Genomic DNA, 13,491 nt, shown 5'->3' with positions numbered 1-13,491 from the left:
GTCAAATGCTGCTGTAGGTCGGCCGGGTAGATCCCGAATTCCTCGCCGAATGCTCCACCGCTTCGTCACCTGACAGTTCCGGTACGCCGTACACGTCGCTGACCAGGAAGTAGTACGCCGGCCGCCCGTTGTGCGTGCCGGTCCACAGCAACCGGTCCAGGGTGCCCGTGAGCGTCGTCTCCTCCTCGAGTTCACGAAGCGCAGCACTCGCCGACGACTCACCAGCCTCCACATGCCCGCCGGGAAGAACGGCGTACCGATGCCCCTGACACCGAGGCCCCGGCACGTCGCCGTACTCGCACATCACACACTCGGCCGACGCCCCCTGCCGCAGATAACGCTTCACAACCAAAACCTTGCCCACCTCAACCACAACCGCCGCCCCACGCGGAATCCTCGCACTCATAACACCCGAGTCTGCCGACCCCCACCGACAGACCCGCACATCTTGGGCACGAAGCCGGATATTCGGTCGCCGGAGTGACCGCTTCGTGGTGGGGTCGGGGAGTTGTTGTCGATCGTGGAAGGATTTGTAGATGCCTAGTGCGCAGATCGAGGTTCGTCGTGAGTACTCCGAGGCCGATGAGGCGGGACTGGTCGAGGCGGTGCATGGGGCGCTGGTGACGGCGTTCCAGATTCCGCCGCAGGACAAGGACGTGCGCCTGGTCGTCCACGCGCCGCACCGGTTCGCGTGTTCGCCGCGGCTGACCGAGCCCGAGTTCTTCACGCTCGTGACCGTCGACTGCTTCGCCGGCCGCTCGATCGACGCCAAGCGCAAGCTCTACACCGAGATCGTCGGCAACCTGAAGCCCTTCGGCATCCCCGCGGACCACGTGACGATCCTCGTCCGCGACCACCCCACCTCGAACTGGGGCATCCGCGGCGGCCAGGCCGCGTCCGACCTGGACCTCGGCTTCAACGTCAACGTCTGACGTGTCACTCCGCTCGGCCCGGCACCTGACGTCGGTCTTCCTCGTGCGGGAGGGGAGCGTGCTGCTCCTCTACCGCCGCGGATCGCGCGCGATCGCGGACTCCTGGGTCGGCATCGGCGGTCATATCGAGCCGCACGAGCTCACCGACCCGACTGCGGCCGCTCTCCGGGAACTGGACGAGGAGATCGGTGTCACGGCCGACCAGCTGACCGACCTCGCGCTGCGGTACGTCGCCGTACGCGACACCGGCGACGAGGTGCGTACGACGTACTACTTCACCGCCAACCTCCGCCCCGCGGCGCCCGTACCGACGGAATGCACCGAGGGCGATCTGCGGTGGTTCGACCTGACGATGGACCCGACGACGCTCGCCATGCCGCCGACCGCGCGGATCGCGTTCGCGCACTGGCTCTCCAACGGCCAGGACGAGCAGCTTCGGTTCATCATGATTGACGCCAACGGCCGCGAGACAGGCTCGTTCTGATGATCACTGTGCAGTTCCATCCCAATTGGCCGCGCGGTGCGCGGACAGTCATCGAGTCGATCGCCGCGGACGGGGTTTACCAGTCGCAGTTCGCGACAGGCATCTCCAACGGCGGACTGACAGCGTTCCGCGGGGGAGACCGGTGGGAGTGGGAGAGCCGGCTCTTCTCCGGGCGGTACGACGACCAACCGGAGCTGGATCGCCCTGTGTACGGGGTGTGGAACCGGCGGCGTGACGTGTACGGCGGAGCGATCCGCTTCGGGTCGTCGTACCTCCGGCTGAAACCCGACACGATCTCGCGCGCGACGTTCTGCTTCCCGGACTCCGCCCGCGACCCGGCCGATTTCGGCGATCGGAGCGTCCTGCCGCAGCTGTGTCAGTTGGCCGACGACGCGCGTCTCGACGACCTGGACGATTACGTCGAGGCGCATGTCCACGGCCCGGTCCGCCTCTCCACCGACGTCGAGGCGGTCGTCCTCGACCGGTCGTTCATCGGCACACCCGTCGAGGACACCGCCCGCGAACTCGGCTGCCCGATCGAATACCACCCGGGCTTTCGCGCGGCGCCGGCCGCCTTCGATCCGGCGTACCGCGGCCCCGAGATCGTCGACCTCGCCCGCTCACTCGGCCCCGAACTCACCCCCGACCTCCTCGGCAAAGCGGCCGGCGGGCATCCGGCGCAGTCGATCAAGTACGTCTGGCACTACCTCGCGCGCTACGGCCGTCAGCTGACCAGCTGATCGCGTCGGCGGCTCAGGTACGCGACCTCGGCAGTGTTCTCGGCCAGCTCGATCGCTGCGTCGTACGCGGCCCGCGACTCCTGACTGCGGCCCAGCCGCCGCAGCAGGTCGGCGCGCGCGGCGTGGTACGCGTGGTACCCGGACAGCGTGTCGCCCAGCCGATCGATCGTCGCCAGCGCAACCTCGGGACCGTCGAGCTCGGCGACCGCGATCGCACGGTTGAGCGCGACGATCGGTGAGCGATCGACACGGACGAGCTGGTCGTACAGCGCCACGACCTGCGACCAGTCGGTATCCGCCGCGTCGCGGGCCGAGGTGTGTACGGCGTTGATCGCCGCGAGGATCTGATAGCGGCCCGGAGGCAGCCGGGTCGCGAGCCGTTCGCGGACGAGTCGGTGGCCCTCGGCAACCAACGCCGCGTCCCACGCGCCGCGGTCCTGGTCGCGCAGCGAGATCAGTTCGCCGTTCGCCGACACTCGTGCGGTACGTCGGGCCTCGGTGAGGAGCATCAGGGCGAGCAGACCGGCGACCTCGCCGTCGTCGGGCAGCAGCGCCCGGATCAGGCGGGTGAGCCGAATCGCCTCGGCGGTCAGCTCGTGGCGGATCGGATCGGTGTCGGGACCCGTCGCCAGGTAGCCCTCGTTGAAGACGAGAAACAGCACCGAGAGTACGCCGGACACGCGGCCCGGAAGGTCCTCCGCAGACGGGACGCGGTACGGGATCTTGGCCGCTTTGATCTTCGCCTTCGCGCGGGTGATCCGCTGGCCCATCGCGGTCTCCTGGACCAGGAACCCACGGGCGATCTCCGGCACGGTCAGTCCGCCGATCATCCGGAGCGTCAACGCCACCCGGGTCTCCATCGCGAGCGCCGGGTGACAACAGGTGAAGATCAGCCGGAGCCGCTCGTCGTCGATCACGCCGAGAGGCTCGGGCGGTTCGTCGTACGACATCTGAGCCTCCTTCTGCTTGTCGTCACGTTTGCTCTCGCGCCGGAGCCGGTCGATCGCCCTGCGGTTGGCGGTGGTGGTCAGCCACGCGCCGGGGTTGGGCGGTACGCCGTCCGCAGGCCAGCGCTCGACCGCCGTCGCGAACGCCTCGGCGGCCGCCTCCTCGGCAATGTCGAGGTCACCGAACCGCCTGGTCAGCGAGGCGACCACCCGCGCCCATTCCTCGTGGTGGACCCGGGTGATCGCTTCCTGGACGTCGCTCACAGGAACGGCCGCACCTCGAGCCGGCGGTTGCACGCCTTCGACGCCGCAGCGGCGAGCTTCAGCGCCACGTCGAGGTCCGGCGCCTCGAACACCCAGAAGCCGGCCACGTGTTCCTTCGACTCCAGGTACGGCCCGTCGGTGAAGATCGGCTCGCCGTCACCCCGGGCGTCGATCACGGTCGCGTCGCTGGGGGCGCTGAGCCCACCCGCGAACACCCAGTGCCCGCCCGCCACCAGCTGCTCGTTGAACGCGTCGATCGCCGCGTCCTCGTCCGCAGTCGACGACCCGGTCCGATTGTCAATCACAGAAATCAGATACTGCATCACGATCTCCAGTTCACTCTGCTCGACCCTGCCTACACCCACCCAACGAACCCAATCCGGCCATTCCTACACACCCCACCGAGATTTCCTCAGCCTGTCACAGCTGGTGGAGGCGGACGTTGGCGTATGTCGGGGGCGTCCGGGTCAGGTCGAGGGCTTCACCGGTCGCGGAAATGTACAGACCGGGACGGTGCCGGCGCAGGCGGACGGTTCCGCCGCGCCAGTCGTCGAAGAGGTGTACGCCGTTTTCCTTACGCAGCCTCGCGGTCCCGTCGCGGACGCCGGACGCCCGGACCGCGTAGTCCCGGTTCCACGGCCCGTCCGCCGCGGCCGGCTTGGTCGGCGCTGCTTCCGGTACGTCGTTCCGATAGCGAACGTGCCCGTCATCGACGCGCTCGAGGTACGCCGGGCGTCCCGCGTCGTCGAGATCGCGGAACCGGAACCGCTCGCCCTGCTCGATCGTGAACTCGAGGGGACCGACGAATCGAACAGGATGACGGGTATCGCCCTGGACCAGGACGCCACAGTCTCCTTCCACCACGAACATGACCTGGTCGGCCCCACTCCCGCTGTAGTTCCCCGCCAAACCGGCCAACGACCCAGCAGACACCTCCGGGGGAGAGGCGACCGCTGGCGGAGGGCGGTGGGGGACAACGTCGCGGAAGATCTCCGCGGCGAGCTCCCACTGGAACGGGTGCGCAGTCGAGTTGGTCAGTACGACGACCCCGATCCCCGCATCCGGCGCCCAATAGATGTCCGACAGGAAACCGAAACCACCACCGCCATGCCCGCGGACAGGGATCCCGTGCGCGCGGGTGATGGCGAGACCGAGCCCATACCCCCGTTCGCGACCCGGCAGTTCGTGCAGTTCGTGCAGTTCGTCGAGGACCGCACCACCGGCCAACTGGAACTGTACGAAGCGGCACGCGTCATTGACACTCGTGTACAGCCCGCCCGCGGCAACCATCGGAACCCGGACCGGGGTGCGCGTATAGCCCGTGGCATGCCCGATCGCCCGGTCCTTTTCACGCTGGATCTCCGCCGCGTTGAACGTCGTACGCGTCAATCCGACTGGCTCGAGCAATGCCCGGCGTACGAAGCGGTCGAACGGTAACCCGCTGCGCCGCTGCAGAATGTATCCAGCTAGATCTATCCCGAGATTCGAATACTGGAAGTGGTGACCGACCGGACACCGCAACCAGGTGTCATAGATGCTGCGGCAATGCGCCTCGAACGACTCGCGGCCGACGAGATAGTTCGAACCGACCGGTGCCTCATGCGTGAATCCAGCAGTGTGATTGAGGAGATGCCGCAGCGTGATGAGGCGCTCAGGGCGAGCCTCGAAGGAACTGTTGAGACGGATCTCCGGCAGATACTCGACGATCGGAACGTCAAGATCCAGCAGCCCTTCCTGAACCGCGAGGAGAACCGCCGTCGCGGTGTACATCTTCGAGCACGACTGGACGCCGAACATTGTCTCCGGAGTGACCGGCTCACCACCGCCGGCCCGCGTACTCCCGAACCCGGCCGACCACAGCATCGAATTCCCGTCACAGATCCCGACCGCGATCCCCGGAACCCGATGCTCCTCCAACAACCCGGCCACACGTCGCTGCAGGCCCGCGATCACACGCTTGTTCAGCACGTCACGTTTCTACAGCCCACCAGGCCCACAGGACAGGGTCCTACGGTGTTTCCCCGTGCCAGGTCTGCCAGAGCCGGCCGTAGACATGTCCTGCGCTGACGAGTTCATCGTGCGTGCCGAGCTCAACGAGTTCACCGGCTTCCATCACCGCGATTCTGTCGGCGTCGTGCGCTGTCTGCAGACGATGGGCGATCGCGATCACAGTGCGACCCCGGAGGACCCCCGCCAGCGATTGCTCGGTTTGCCGTGCCGTCTTCGGGTCAAGGAGTGCGGTCGCTTCGTCCAGGATCAGGGTGTGCGGATCGGCGAGGACGACGCGCGCCAGCGAGAGCTGCTGGGCGCCCGCGTCGTCGAGTTCGGTGTCGTCGCCTACCTCGGTGTCCAGCCCGTGGGGCAGGTCCTCCCACCACATGGCTCCGACAGCGGCGAGCGCCGCGCGCAGCTCCTCGTCGGTCGCGTCCGGGTTCGCGATCAGCAGGTTGTCCCGCACCGTGTCGTGGAAGACGTGCTGATCTTGGGTGATCAGTACGACGTGTTCACGGAGTTGGTCGGGCGGCAGATCCGCAACCGGCGTACCGCCAATGGTCACCGACCCGGTGTGCGGCCGATCGAGACCGGCGAGCAGACGCGCGAGGGTTGATTTTCCAGCCCCGGACGTGCCGACGATGGCCAGGCGTTCCCCGGGCTGCACCACGAGGTCAATCCCCTGGAGTACGTCGCGAGCACCCGTGTAGCTGTAGTGCGCGTTGTCCACCCGGATGCGATCGCCGTCCGCGTAGTGAACCGCGGCAGGCTCGGACTCAGTGGGGACATCCGCCAGGCCCTCGACGCGGGCGTACGAGGCACCGGCGCCTTGTAGTTGCTCGATCCAGAGCATCAGCGTGTCCAGCGGGCCGACGAGCTGGCGAAGGTACACCGTGGCCGTCACCACGACTCCGAGGCTGACCAGGTCCTTGGCGTAGAGCGCGCCGCCGATCAGCAGGACTCCCACCACTGGGAGTGCCAGCGACACCTCCGCCCACGGAAACAGGACCGTCCGCAACCACAAGGCGCTCAGGCGCGCGGACCGGGCTCGGGCGACGGCGGCCTCAGTGACCTCTGCCCGGCGACGTTCCAATCCGAGAAGTTCGACCGTACGGGCGCCTTTGGCAGTGCTGGCGACGACGTCGGCCATGTCCGCCCCAGTTGCAGCAACCGCCAGGTAGGCCGGTCGCGCTCGTCGTACGTACCAGCGCACCGCCGCTCCGACGCCGAGCAAGGACACGAGTCCGCACAGCCCGAGCCGTAGGTCCAGGACCAGCACCGCGACGATGAGGAACAGAGCGTGGACGAGCGCCACAAGCACCTCGGGCACGGCCGATCGCAAAGTGAATGCCACCACCGCGGCATCAGTGCTTCCGCGAGAAATCAGATCGCCGGCCGGAAGATGGTCCGCCACGCGTGGAGGCAGCGCCAGAGTTCGCCGCAAGAACCGTTCCCGAACCCGCGCCGCCGTACGTTCGCCGAACCGGTACCCGATCTTCAGCGCCCACCACGCCAGCACCGTCTGCACGACGGTGAACACGAGAGCGCCGAAGGCAAGACGGTCGACCGTGCTGAGGACGTCGCCGGATCCCGATTGGATCGTGTCGATGATTCGGCCGAGCAGCCACGGACCGATCAGCCCTGCCGCGGAGGCGAGCCCGTTGACCAGGACGAGGCCGACCACGGTACGTCGTTCCACGCGGAGGTCACGTCGCGCCGCGGCACGGACTTCGGCGGGGCCGGCGACCGGCAACTGGCTGCTCATCGGTCGTCCTGGGCACGGGAGACGAGCTCGCGATAGTACGAGTCGCTGCGCAGAAGTTCCGCGTGTGTCCCGACCGACGACGACTTGCCGTCGACCAGGACGACGACCTCGTCGGCGCGGTCCAGCACGAGCGGCGACGACGTCGTGATCACCGTTGTCGTGTCGCGCCGTGCCTCGCGGATCCGGTCGATCATCGCCGCCTCGGTGTTCGCGTCGACCGCGGACGTCGGTTCGACGGCGAGCAGGACGTCGGGTGCGGCATAGACAGCGCGGGCGAGCCGGATCCGCTGCCGTTGCCCGCCGGACAGGTCACTTCCGCTGGCGGCGATCGTCGCGTCCAGCCCGCCGGGCAGCGCCTCCACGACGTCCTCGGCCACAGCGACTCGGAGAGCTGCGCGGATCCGGTTGTCGTCAGGCGCGAGACGGCCCGCGACAACATCCCGAACGGTCCCGGCGAACACCTCGGCATCGTTGTCGGCAACAACCAACCGGCGCCGGAACTCTTCACGCGCGACGTCATCGATCGGCACACCGGCCCACGTCGCACTCACGTCAGCGTCGGTGTTCAGCTGGCCCAGCCGCTCGATCAGCGTCCTCGTCTCCGCCGGCCGGGCAGCGACCAAGGCCGTCAACACACCGGGACGAACGATCACTCCCGAGGCGGGGTCGGCTAACGGGCCGCAACCGCTCGGGATGACCCCGTCGTTGTCGCGGGCGGCGGGCAGGTTGAGCAGGTCGATGATTCGTCGCCCGGCCACGCGAGCCCGGGCGATGTCACCACCACCCTCGATGAAGGCGGACACGGGAACGACGAGTACGGCGACGTACCCGTAGACGGCGACGACATCACCGATCGTGATGGCTCCGGTGGCTGCCATTCGTGCCGACAACCACACGACCGCGGCCAGGAACAGCGCCGGCAAACCGGTCGACAATGCGCCGACCCAGCTCGCGGGTCCGGCAACGCGGTAGCCGTGTCCCACCAGTCCCTGCGACTGGTGCTCGTACCGCTCTGCGACGAAAGCCTTGCCACCAAGGCCGTTGAGCACACGAAGACCGGCCAACACATCGACCAGGCGGGTCGTCAACCGTCCCTGGTGCACGCGGTACTCGCCGCCGGTCCGTTCGATGCGCTGCAAGAACGGTCCGACTGCGACAGCGAGCAGCGGAACGCCGGCGAGCACGACCGCGGCCAGCAGCGGGGAAGTGGTGAACAGTACGACGGCAACCACGGCGTACGCGACGACCGCCCCAACACCAGGACCGGCGACGGTCAACGCCATCGCGACCGTGTACACGTCGGCGATGCCGACCGTCACGACCTCTCCAGTGCTGACTCGTCCCGGCAATGAGGCACCCAAGCGAGACGTATGACCGACGGCGGCTCGGACTGCGCGGAACGATGCGTCCATCCGGACCTTGGTCATCGTTCGGTGCCGAGCGATACCCAGCAGCGCATTCAGGACGCTGACCGCCAGCAGTACCACGGCCCATCTGATCAGGGCGCCGGTATTGCGGGCCACAAGTCCTTCATCAACTGCACGGGACAGCACCCACGGCGGCACGGCCAGGCCCACCATCCAGAGAGTGCCGAGGACTCCGCCCAACGCGATCCGTCGGGACTGCGACCGCGCGAGCCAGAAGAGGAAGCGGAAAGGTCCGGCCAGATCGTTGGCCGTTGCCGGGTTCCCCGTCTCGCTCGTCCGGTCCAGCCACTCGCGGACACGCGCCGTACGTCGCCGTGCACCGTCGCGCGTCATCGCATCACCCTACCGTCTCTTGTGATCGTCTTCACAAGGGGGAGTCGCTATCCTCTGAGGGTGCAGTACAGCGGCGACGACTTCTATTGCGATGTGGCGATTCCTGATTCGGGTTCGCTCGATGTTGTGTACGAGGACGAATTGGTGCTCGCGTTTCATCACACCCGGCCGTTCTGGACGGATCACATCGTCATCGTGCCGAAACAACACATTGCGTCATTGACCACGGTGAGTTCGGCTGACGAGCACGTCGTACGTCGATTGCTCGCGGTCGTGCAGTCGATCGCGCCCGAGACCGAGCGAACTACCGGAGCGGCCGCGGTGCTGACGAACCTTGGTGAATACCAGGATTCCAAGCACCTGCACGTTCACGTCCACAGCGGGCCTCAACGCTGAACAGCTTAGGGGCGGGAAGCAACGATGTGCAGGAACAGCGGGATTCGGTACCACTTGTTCTCGGGATCGTCGGAGCCCTGTTCCCGGAGTCGCTCGATCACCAGGCCCGCGTCAGCGAGAGCCTCGGTGTAGGTCTGCAGTGGTCGGTGAATTCCGTGGTACGTCATCGACAGGCCGTCTCGGGCGCGCGTGTTGGTGTAGTGCCTGGCTTCAGTGTACGAATCCGGGATGATGTACGGCGGATTCGGACCGGCCGCCTCACTGTCGAAATCGCCCGCTGAATTGAGCGGGTGCACGATCGCCATCACCAATTTGCCACCGACGGCGAGAATTCGGCCGATCTCCGCGATCGCCGGTACGACGTTGTCGATGTCGTGCAAGCTCATGAATGCCACGGCGCAGTCGGCGGCCGCGTCCGGCAACGGGAGGTTCACGGCGTCAGCGACAACGGCCGGTACAGGTTCCTCGGGGTGGGTCGCCGCGGAGCGAATCATGGTCGACGACCGATCGATCGCCAGGACGCGATGCCCTCGCGCCCGCAGTTCACGGCTGACCCGACCCTCACCGGCGCCGACATCTACGGTGAGCCGACCAGGTGGCGGGATCAACGGCAGGAAGGCGAACTTGTGGGTGTTGTAGCTGTCGAGCCCTCGTCTGGTCCATTCGATCCACGCCCCGGCATTGGCATCCCACCCGTCAGCCAGACGCGATCGACCCTCGGATTGCATTACGGCAGCCTATACACCGCAAAAGCACGTGCGTGATCGCTATGGGGTGCGCTTGGATCGGATCGTGTCGATCAACAGAGTGACTGCGCCATGAAGGCTTACCCTCTCTTCGATGTGCGAGTGAGCACGCCGAAGCTGGAGCTGCGCGGCGCCACGGATGACCTGTTGGACCAGCTCGCAGAGGACGTGCGCGCAGGCAAGACCCACGCCGACCCGCTGCCGTACGACGACCCGATCTCGCTCTACGAGCCCGATCCCGACCTGCGGGTGGCCAAGTGGCTGCAGGCGATCTGGCGGGGCCGGGGGAGGGTCGAAGCTGATGCCTGGCGGCTGTACTTCGTGGTTGTGGTTGATGGTCAGCCGGTCGGCATGCAAGACCTGTGCGGGGTGAGGTTTTCTACCTTCGGGACGTTCACGACGTTCTCCTGGCTGTCTGCCGATCACCGCGGCCGCGGACTCGGACGCGAGATGCGTTCAGCGATCCTGCACCTCGGATTCGACGGACTCAGGGCGAAGGAAGCGAGCAGCGACGCGTTCGTGGACAACCACAGCTCCAACGCGATCTCGCAAGCTCTCGGCTACGAACCCAACGGCTCGGACTGGGACACCAGACAAGGCGAACCCGCCCTCCTGAACCGCTGGCGCCTGACCAGAGAAAACTGGCAACCGCACCGCAGAAACGACATCCAACTCCACAACCTCGAAGCCTGCCGAACATTCTTGCCTTTGAAGGACGGTCAGCCTGATGTCTGAGCTGCGAGTTTCCGAGATTGTCAGGCAGAACAGCGAGTACTGGGAGCGACTGGCGCCACATCGTCACGGTGAGCCGGTCGAATTCTTCCTGGGCGGTGGCAGTGCGCTCACGGACGACGAGCTTGCCGCTATCGGGGACGTGCGCGGTCGTCGCGTATTGCAGCTGGCGTGTTCGGTGGGCGATGAGGCGTTGACGTTCGCACAGCTCGGCGCAGACGTCACTGCTGTAGATATTGCGCCGTCGCACCTGGCCACCGGCCGAGAGAAGGCGGAAGCGCTCGGGCTGGACGTCACGTTCGTCCTGCAGGACATGATGACGCTGGATTCCGAGATCACCGGATTCGACGTCATCTACATTTCGTGGGGCGGTCTGTGCTGGGTGCCGGGCATCACCGAGTGGACGCGATTGGTCGCCGGCCGGCTCAACGCCGGCGGTCTCCTGGTGATCAGCGAACACCATCCGCTCTGGGAGATCCTGACAGTGCGCGGAGAGAACGCGTTGTCCGTCAGCGGCGACTATTTCGGCACTGACCGTGACGCCTACGCCGACCCGCTGAAAGCCCCGGAAATCACCCGAACGCTAGGCACGCCCGACGTTCCGCACCGCAGTTTCGTCTGGAGCATCAGCAGCATTGTCACCGCAGTTCTCACCGCCGGTCTGACCCTTCGTTCTCTCCAGGAGTCTCCGGTTCAGGAGATGTACCCGGGCCTAGGGGAGCAGGCGATGAGCATCCCTGCCACCTACCTCCTGACAGCCGGCACTGCTGGTCAAGGCGTGGTGTAGCGGGCGATCACGTCCAGGCAGCGTCGGAACTGCGCTGGCGAAGCAGGGCTCTTCCACCCGAGCTTTTCGAGTGCCCAATCGATAGCGAAGGCCGGCGTCCAACCCGCCTGGGCCGACTCGGGATCAGCGACCCGCGCGTACCCGCGCCGTACCAGGTCCAATCGGTCCTGCAGCACGTCGCCGGCATCCACCTCCCATTGGGCGAAGTCGTACGCCGGCGACGTACGGCCGGCGAACTCCCAGTCGATGATGCCCGCGACCGTCCCGTCGTGGACCAGGAGGTTCTTCGGGCAGAAGTCGCCATGGACGAGCGACACCGGGGGAGCCGCACGGGTCGTCACCTCCTGCCGCAGGAAGTCAGCCCCGCGCTCGACGACCGCGGCCGCCGCCGGGCCGAGCGCCTCCCTGACGATGCCTGCGACCCGGGAGACTTCGCGCTCGTTGGGCGAGCGCAGTTGGTGCTGGATGCCTCGCTGCTCGTCCAGAACCACGCTGTGCACCCGCGCCAGAATTTCGCCGGCGTCCAGAACCAACCGCTCGAGCTCAGCGGCAGACAGTTCGCCGCTGAGCTCGTCGAGCGAACGGCCCGGCAGGAACTGCTGGATCGAGAAGGACAGTAACTCGCCCTCGTGATCCAGATGCTCGAGGCCGAGCACCTCTGCCGTCGGGACGCCCACGGAACGCGCCTGCGTCATGAGGTACGCCTCATCGATGAACCACGGCGTACCCTGACGCGCGATCCGTACGACCACCGCGACATCGCCCGCGAGCTGAACGCGGTACGTCTCATTCATCCCGCCACCGGCGAGAGGAACAAGGCCCTCGACGTCGCGACCGCAGACCGACCGCACCACCGAGTCGATGATCGAGCGAGGCGTTGTCCCCATCGCCCAAGTCTCACCTAACGATCCGCTACGAGGCATCTGCATTTTGGACCGGCGGGGGAGTCACACGAGCAGCGTCTCGAGCTCCGGGAGCCGGGCGAACATGTCCGGGAGGCCGCGTACGCCGTTGCCCGCCGACTCCTGCGACAGCGCGAGGTCAGGGCCGGTGTTCGCCTCGGCACCGGCGAGGCAGCGGAGGATGTTCCACCTCGTGTGCCCCAGCCAGCCGCCGATCATGAAGACGAACCAACTTGGACCCGGCGGCGGCAGCGCTCCACCTCCTGCGACGTACCCGTCAAGGACAGCGCGGAAGACCGTGGGCTCGATGTGGTCGAGGCCAGGACCCTTCGCGATGCTCAGCGCGGTCGAGCCGAGCTCGCTGGACAGGTCGAGCATCCCCGAGAGCTCCCAGTCGAGCACCACCGGCCGACCGTCACGAGCAAGCAGGTTCCACGGTTGGATGTCCTTGTGGGTCAGCACGACGGGGCCTGGCCGTTCGCAGGTATCGACGAAGTGGGCGATCGCTTGGAACGTCTCGACGTGGGAGGCGAGTTCGTCGGCCCACGGCTGTTCGGTCGCCGCCGCCCGTTCGGCGAGCTCGGGCCAGTCCCGTGACACCGGCTCCTCGACCGACCTGTGGGGCCACTCGACGTCGAGCGCGTGGATGCGCGCGAGGATCTCGCCGATCTCGAACGCGTAGGCCTCCGACACCGGTGCTTCGGGCACCTTCTCTCCCTCGACCCACCGGTGGACGAGCGTGTTGTCGCTCGCCGAGATCGGCTCCGGCATCGGGATGCCGGCGGCGAAGGCCGCCCGTTCGAACCTGAACACGTCCTCCACGTGGTAGGTCCAGCGACGGTCGGCGAGATTCAGCTCCTTCACCGCGAACGACCCCTGGTCGGTGTCGAGCCGATACATCCGATTGGCGAACCCACCGTGAACACGAACCATCGGCCCAACCGGCACACCAAGCTCCGAAAGCTTCACCCCACGCAATCTAGGCCGCCCAGTTCCTCGACGCACCGGAATTTCCCGGACGGCACCAGGGGACCGCGAGCAACT

15 protein-coding genes are annotated in these 13,491 nt (G+C 66.8%); 6 read left to right on the top strand and 9 right to left on the bottom strand.

Annotated features, from left to right (window positions below):
* Position 1 precedes the first annotated feature (1 nt).
* Positions 2-406: an NUDIX domain-containing protein gene (locus EV649_RS23530; protein ID WP_198682645.1), complete on the bottom strand. Its 405-nt coding sequence runs from the start codon at positions 404-406 to the stop codon at positions 2-4.
* A gap of 130 nt (positions 407-536) precedes the next feature.
* On the opposite strand from EV649_RS23530, the gene EV649_RS23525 reads away from it, so the two are divergent.
* The 3 genes from EV649_RS23525 to EV649_RS23515 are packed head-to-tail and all read left to right on the top strand — an operon-like array spanning position 537 to position 2,156.
* The gene (locus EV649_RS23525) at positions 537-932 is read left to right on the top strand and encodes a tautomerase family protein (protein ID WP_130385718.1); all 396 of its coding nucleotides are present in this window, start codon (positions 537-539) and stop codon (positions 930-932) included.
* Between the two features lies 1 nt (position 933).
* Positions 934-1,416: an NUDIX domain-containing protein gene (locus EV649_RS23520; RefSeq protein WP_130385717.1), complete on the top strand. Its 483-nt coding sequence runs from the start codon at positions 934-936 to the stop codon at positions 1,414-1,416.
* On the top strand, positions 1,416-2,156 hold the full coding sequence (locus tag EV649_RS23515; protein WP_241998566.1) for a DUF3626 domain-containing protein: 741 nt from the start codon (positions 1,416-1,418) through the stop codon (positions 2,154-2,156). Before EV649_RS23520 ends, EV649_RS23515 begins: the two co-directional genes overlap by 1 nt.
* On the opposite strand, the gene EV649_RS23510 is transcribed toward EV649_RS23515, so the two are convergent.
* The 5 genes from EV649_RS23510 to EV649_RS23490 all read right to left on the bottom strand — a co-directional run bounded on the left by EV649_RS23510 (position 2,141) and on the right by EV649_RS23490 (position 8,884).
* The gene (locus EV649_RS23510; protein WP_130385715.1) at positions 2,141-3,367 is read right to left on the bottom strand and encodes a DUF6596 domain-containing protein; all 1,227 of its coding nucleotides are present in this window, start codon (positions 3,365-3,367) and stop codon (positions 2,141-2,143) included. The genes EV649_RS23515 and EV649_RS23510 overlap by 16 nt on opposite strands.
* Positions 3,364-3,690 (bottom strand): YciI family protein, encoded by a 327-nt coding sequence (locus EV649_RS23505; RefSeq protein WP_130386262.1) that lies wholly within the window; start codon positions 3,688-3,690, stop codon positions 3,364-3,366. Before EV649_RS23505 ends, EV649_RS23510 begins: the two co-directional genes overlap by 4 nt.
* Before the next feature lie 97 nt (positions 3,691-3,787).
* Positions 3,788-5,335, bottom strand: coding sequence for a serine hydrolase domain-containing protein (locus EV649_RS23500; protein WP_130385714.1), 1,548 nt, complete (start codon positions 5,333-5,335; stop codon positions 3,788-3,790).
* A gap of 40 nt (positions 5,336-5,375) precedes the next feature.
* Positions 5,376-7,124, bottom strand: a complete 1,749-nt coding sequence (locus EV649_RS23495; protein WP_130385713.1) for an ABC transporter ATP-binding protein — start codon at positions 7,122-7,124, stop codon at positions 5,376-5,378.
* Positions 7,121-8,884, bottom strand: a complete 1,764-nt coding sequence (locus EV649_RS23490) for an ABC transporter ATP-binding protein (RefSeq protein WP_130385712.1) — start codon at positions 8,882-8,884, stop codon at positions 7,121-7,123. Before EV649_RS23490 ends, EV649_RS23495 begins: the two co-directional genes overlap by 4 nt.
* Positions 8,885-8,944: 60 nt before the next feature.
* Here EV649_RS23490 and EV649_RS23485 point away from each other — a divergent pair, with 60 nt between their 5' ends.
* Positions 8,945-9,280, top strand: coding sequence for an HIT domain-containing protein (locus tag EV649_RS23485; RefSeq protein WP_157996293.1), 336 nt, complete (start codon positions 8,945-8,947; stop codon positions 9,278-9,280).
* Between the two features lie 5 nt (positions 9,281-9,285).
* On the opposite strand, the gene EV649_RS23480 is transcribed toward EV649_RS23485, so the two are convergent.
* Positions 9,286-10,008, bottom strand: coding sequence for a class I SAM-dependent methyltransferase (locus EV649_RS23480; RefSeq protein ID WP_130385711.1), 723 nt, complete (start codon positions 10,006-10,008; stop codon positions 9,286-9,288).
* A 120-nt stretch (positions 10,009-10,128) separates the two neighbouring features.
* On the opposite strand from EV649_RS23480, the gene EV649_RS23475 reads away from it, so the two are divergent.
* Positions 10,129-10,761 (top strand): GNAT family protein, encoded by a 633-nt coding sequence (locus EV649_RS23475; protein ID WP_241998564.1) that lies wholly within the window; start codon positions 10,129-10,131, stop codon positions 10,759-10,761.
* Positions 10,754-11,545 (top strand): class I SAM-dependent methyltransferase, encoded by a 792-nt coding sequence (locus tag EV649_RS23470; protein ID WP_130385709.1) that lies wholly within the window; start codon positions 10,754-10,756, stop codon positions 11,543-11,545. Before EV649_RS23475 ends, EV649_RS23470 begins: the two co-directional genes overlap by 8 nt.
* Here the strand turns inward: EV649_RS23470 and EV649_RS23465 are convergent.
* On the bottom strand, positions 11,530-12,432 hold the full coding sequence (locus EV649_RS23465) for a phosphotransferase (protein WP_130385708.1): 903 nt from the start codon (positions 12,430-12,432) through the stop codon (positions 11,530-11,532). The genes EV649_RS23470 and EV649_RS23465 overlap by 16 nt on opposite strands.
* A 60-nt stretch (positions 12,433-12,492) precedes the next feature.
* Positions 12,493-13,416: a phosphotransferase gene (locus EV649_RS23460; RefSeq protein WP_130385707.1), complete on the bottom strand. Its 924-nt coding sequence runs from the start codon at positions 13,414-13,416 to the stop codon at positions 12,493-12,495.
* Positions 13,417-13,491: the final 75 nt, after the last annotated feature.

Origin of the sequence: Kribbella sp. VKM Ac-2569, from assembly GCF_004216905.1 — a bacterium.
GTDB lineage: Bacteria > Actinomycetota > Actinomycetes > Propionibacteriales > Kribbellaceae > Kribbella.
The sequence above is the reverse complement of the archived record's forward strand: the minus strand, read 5'-3'. Positions and strand labels throughout refer to the sequence as shown.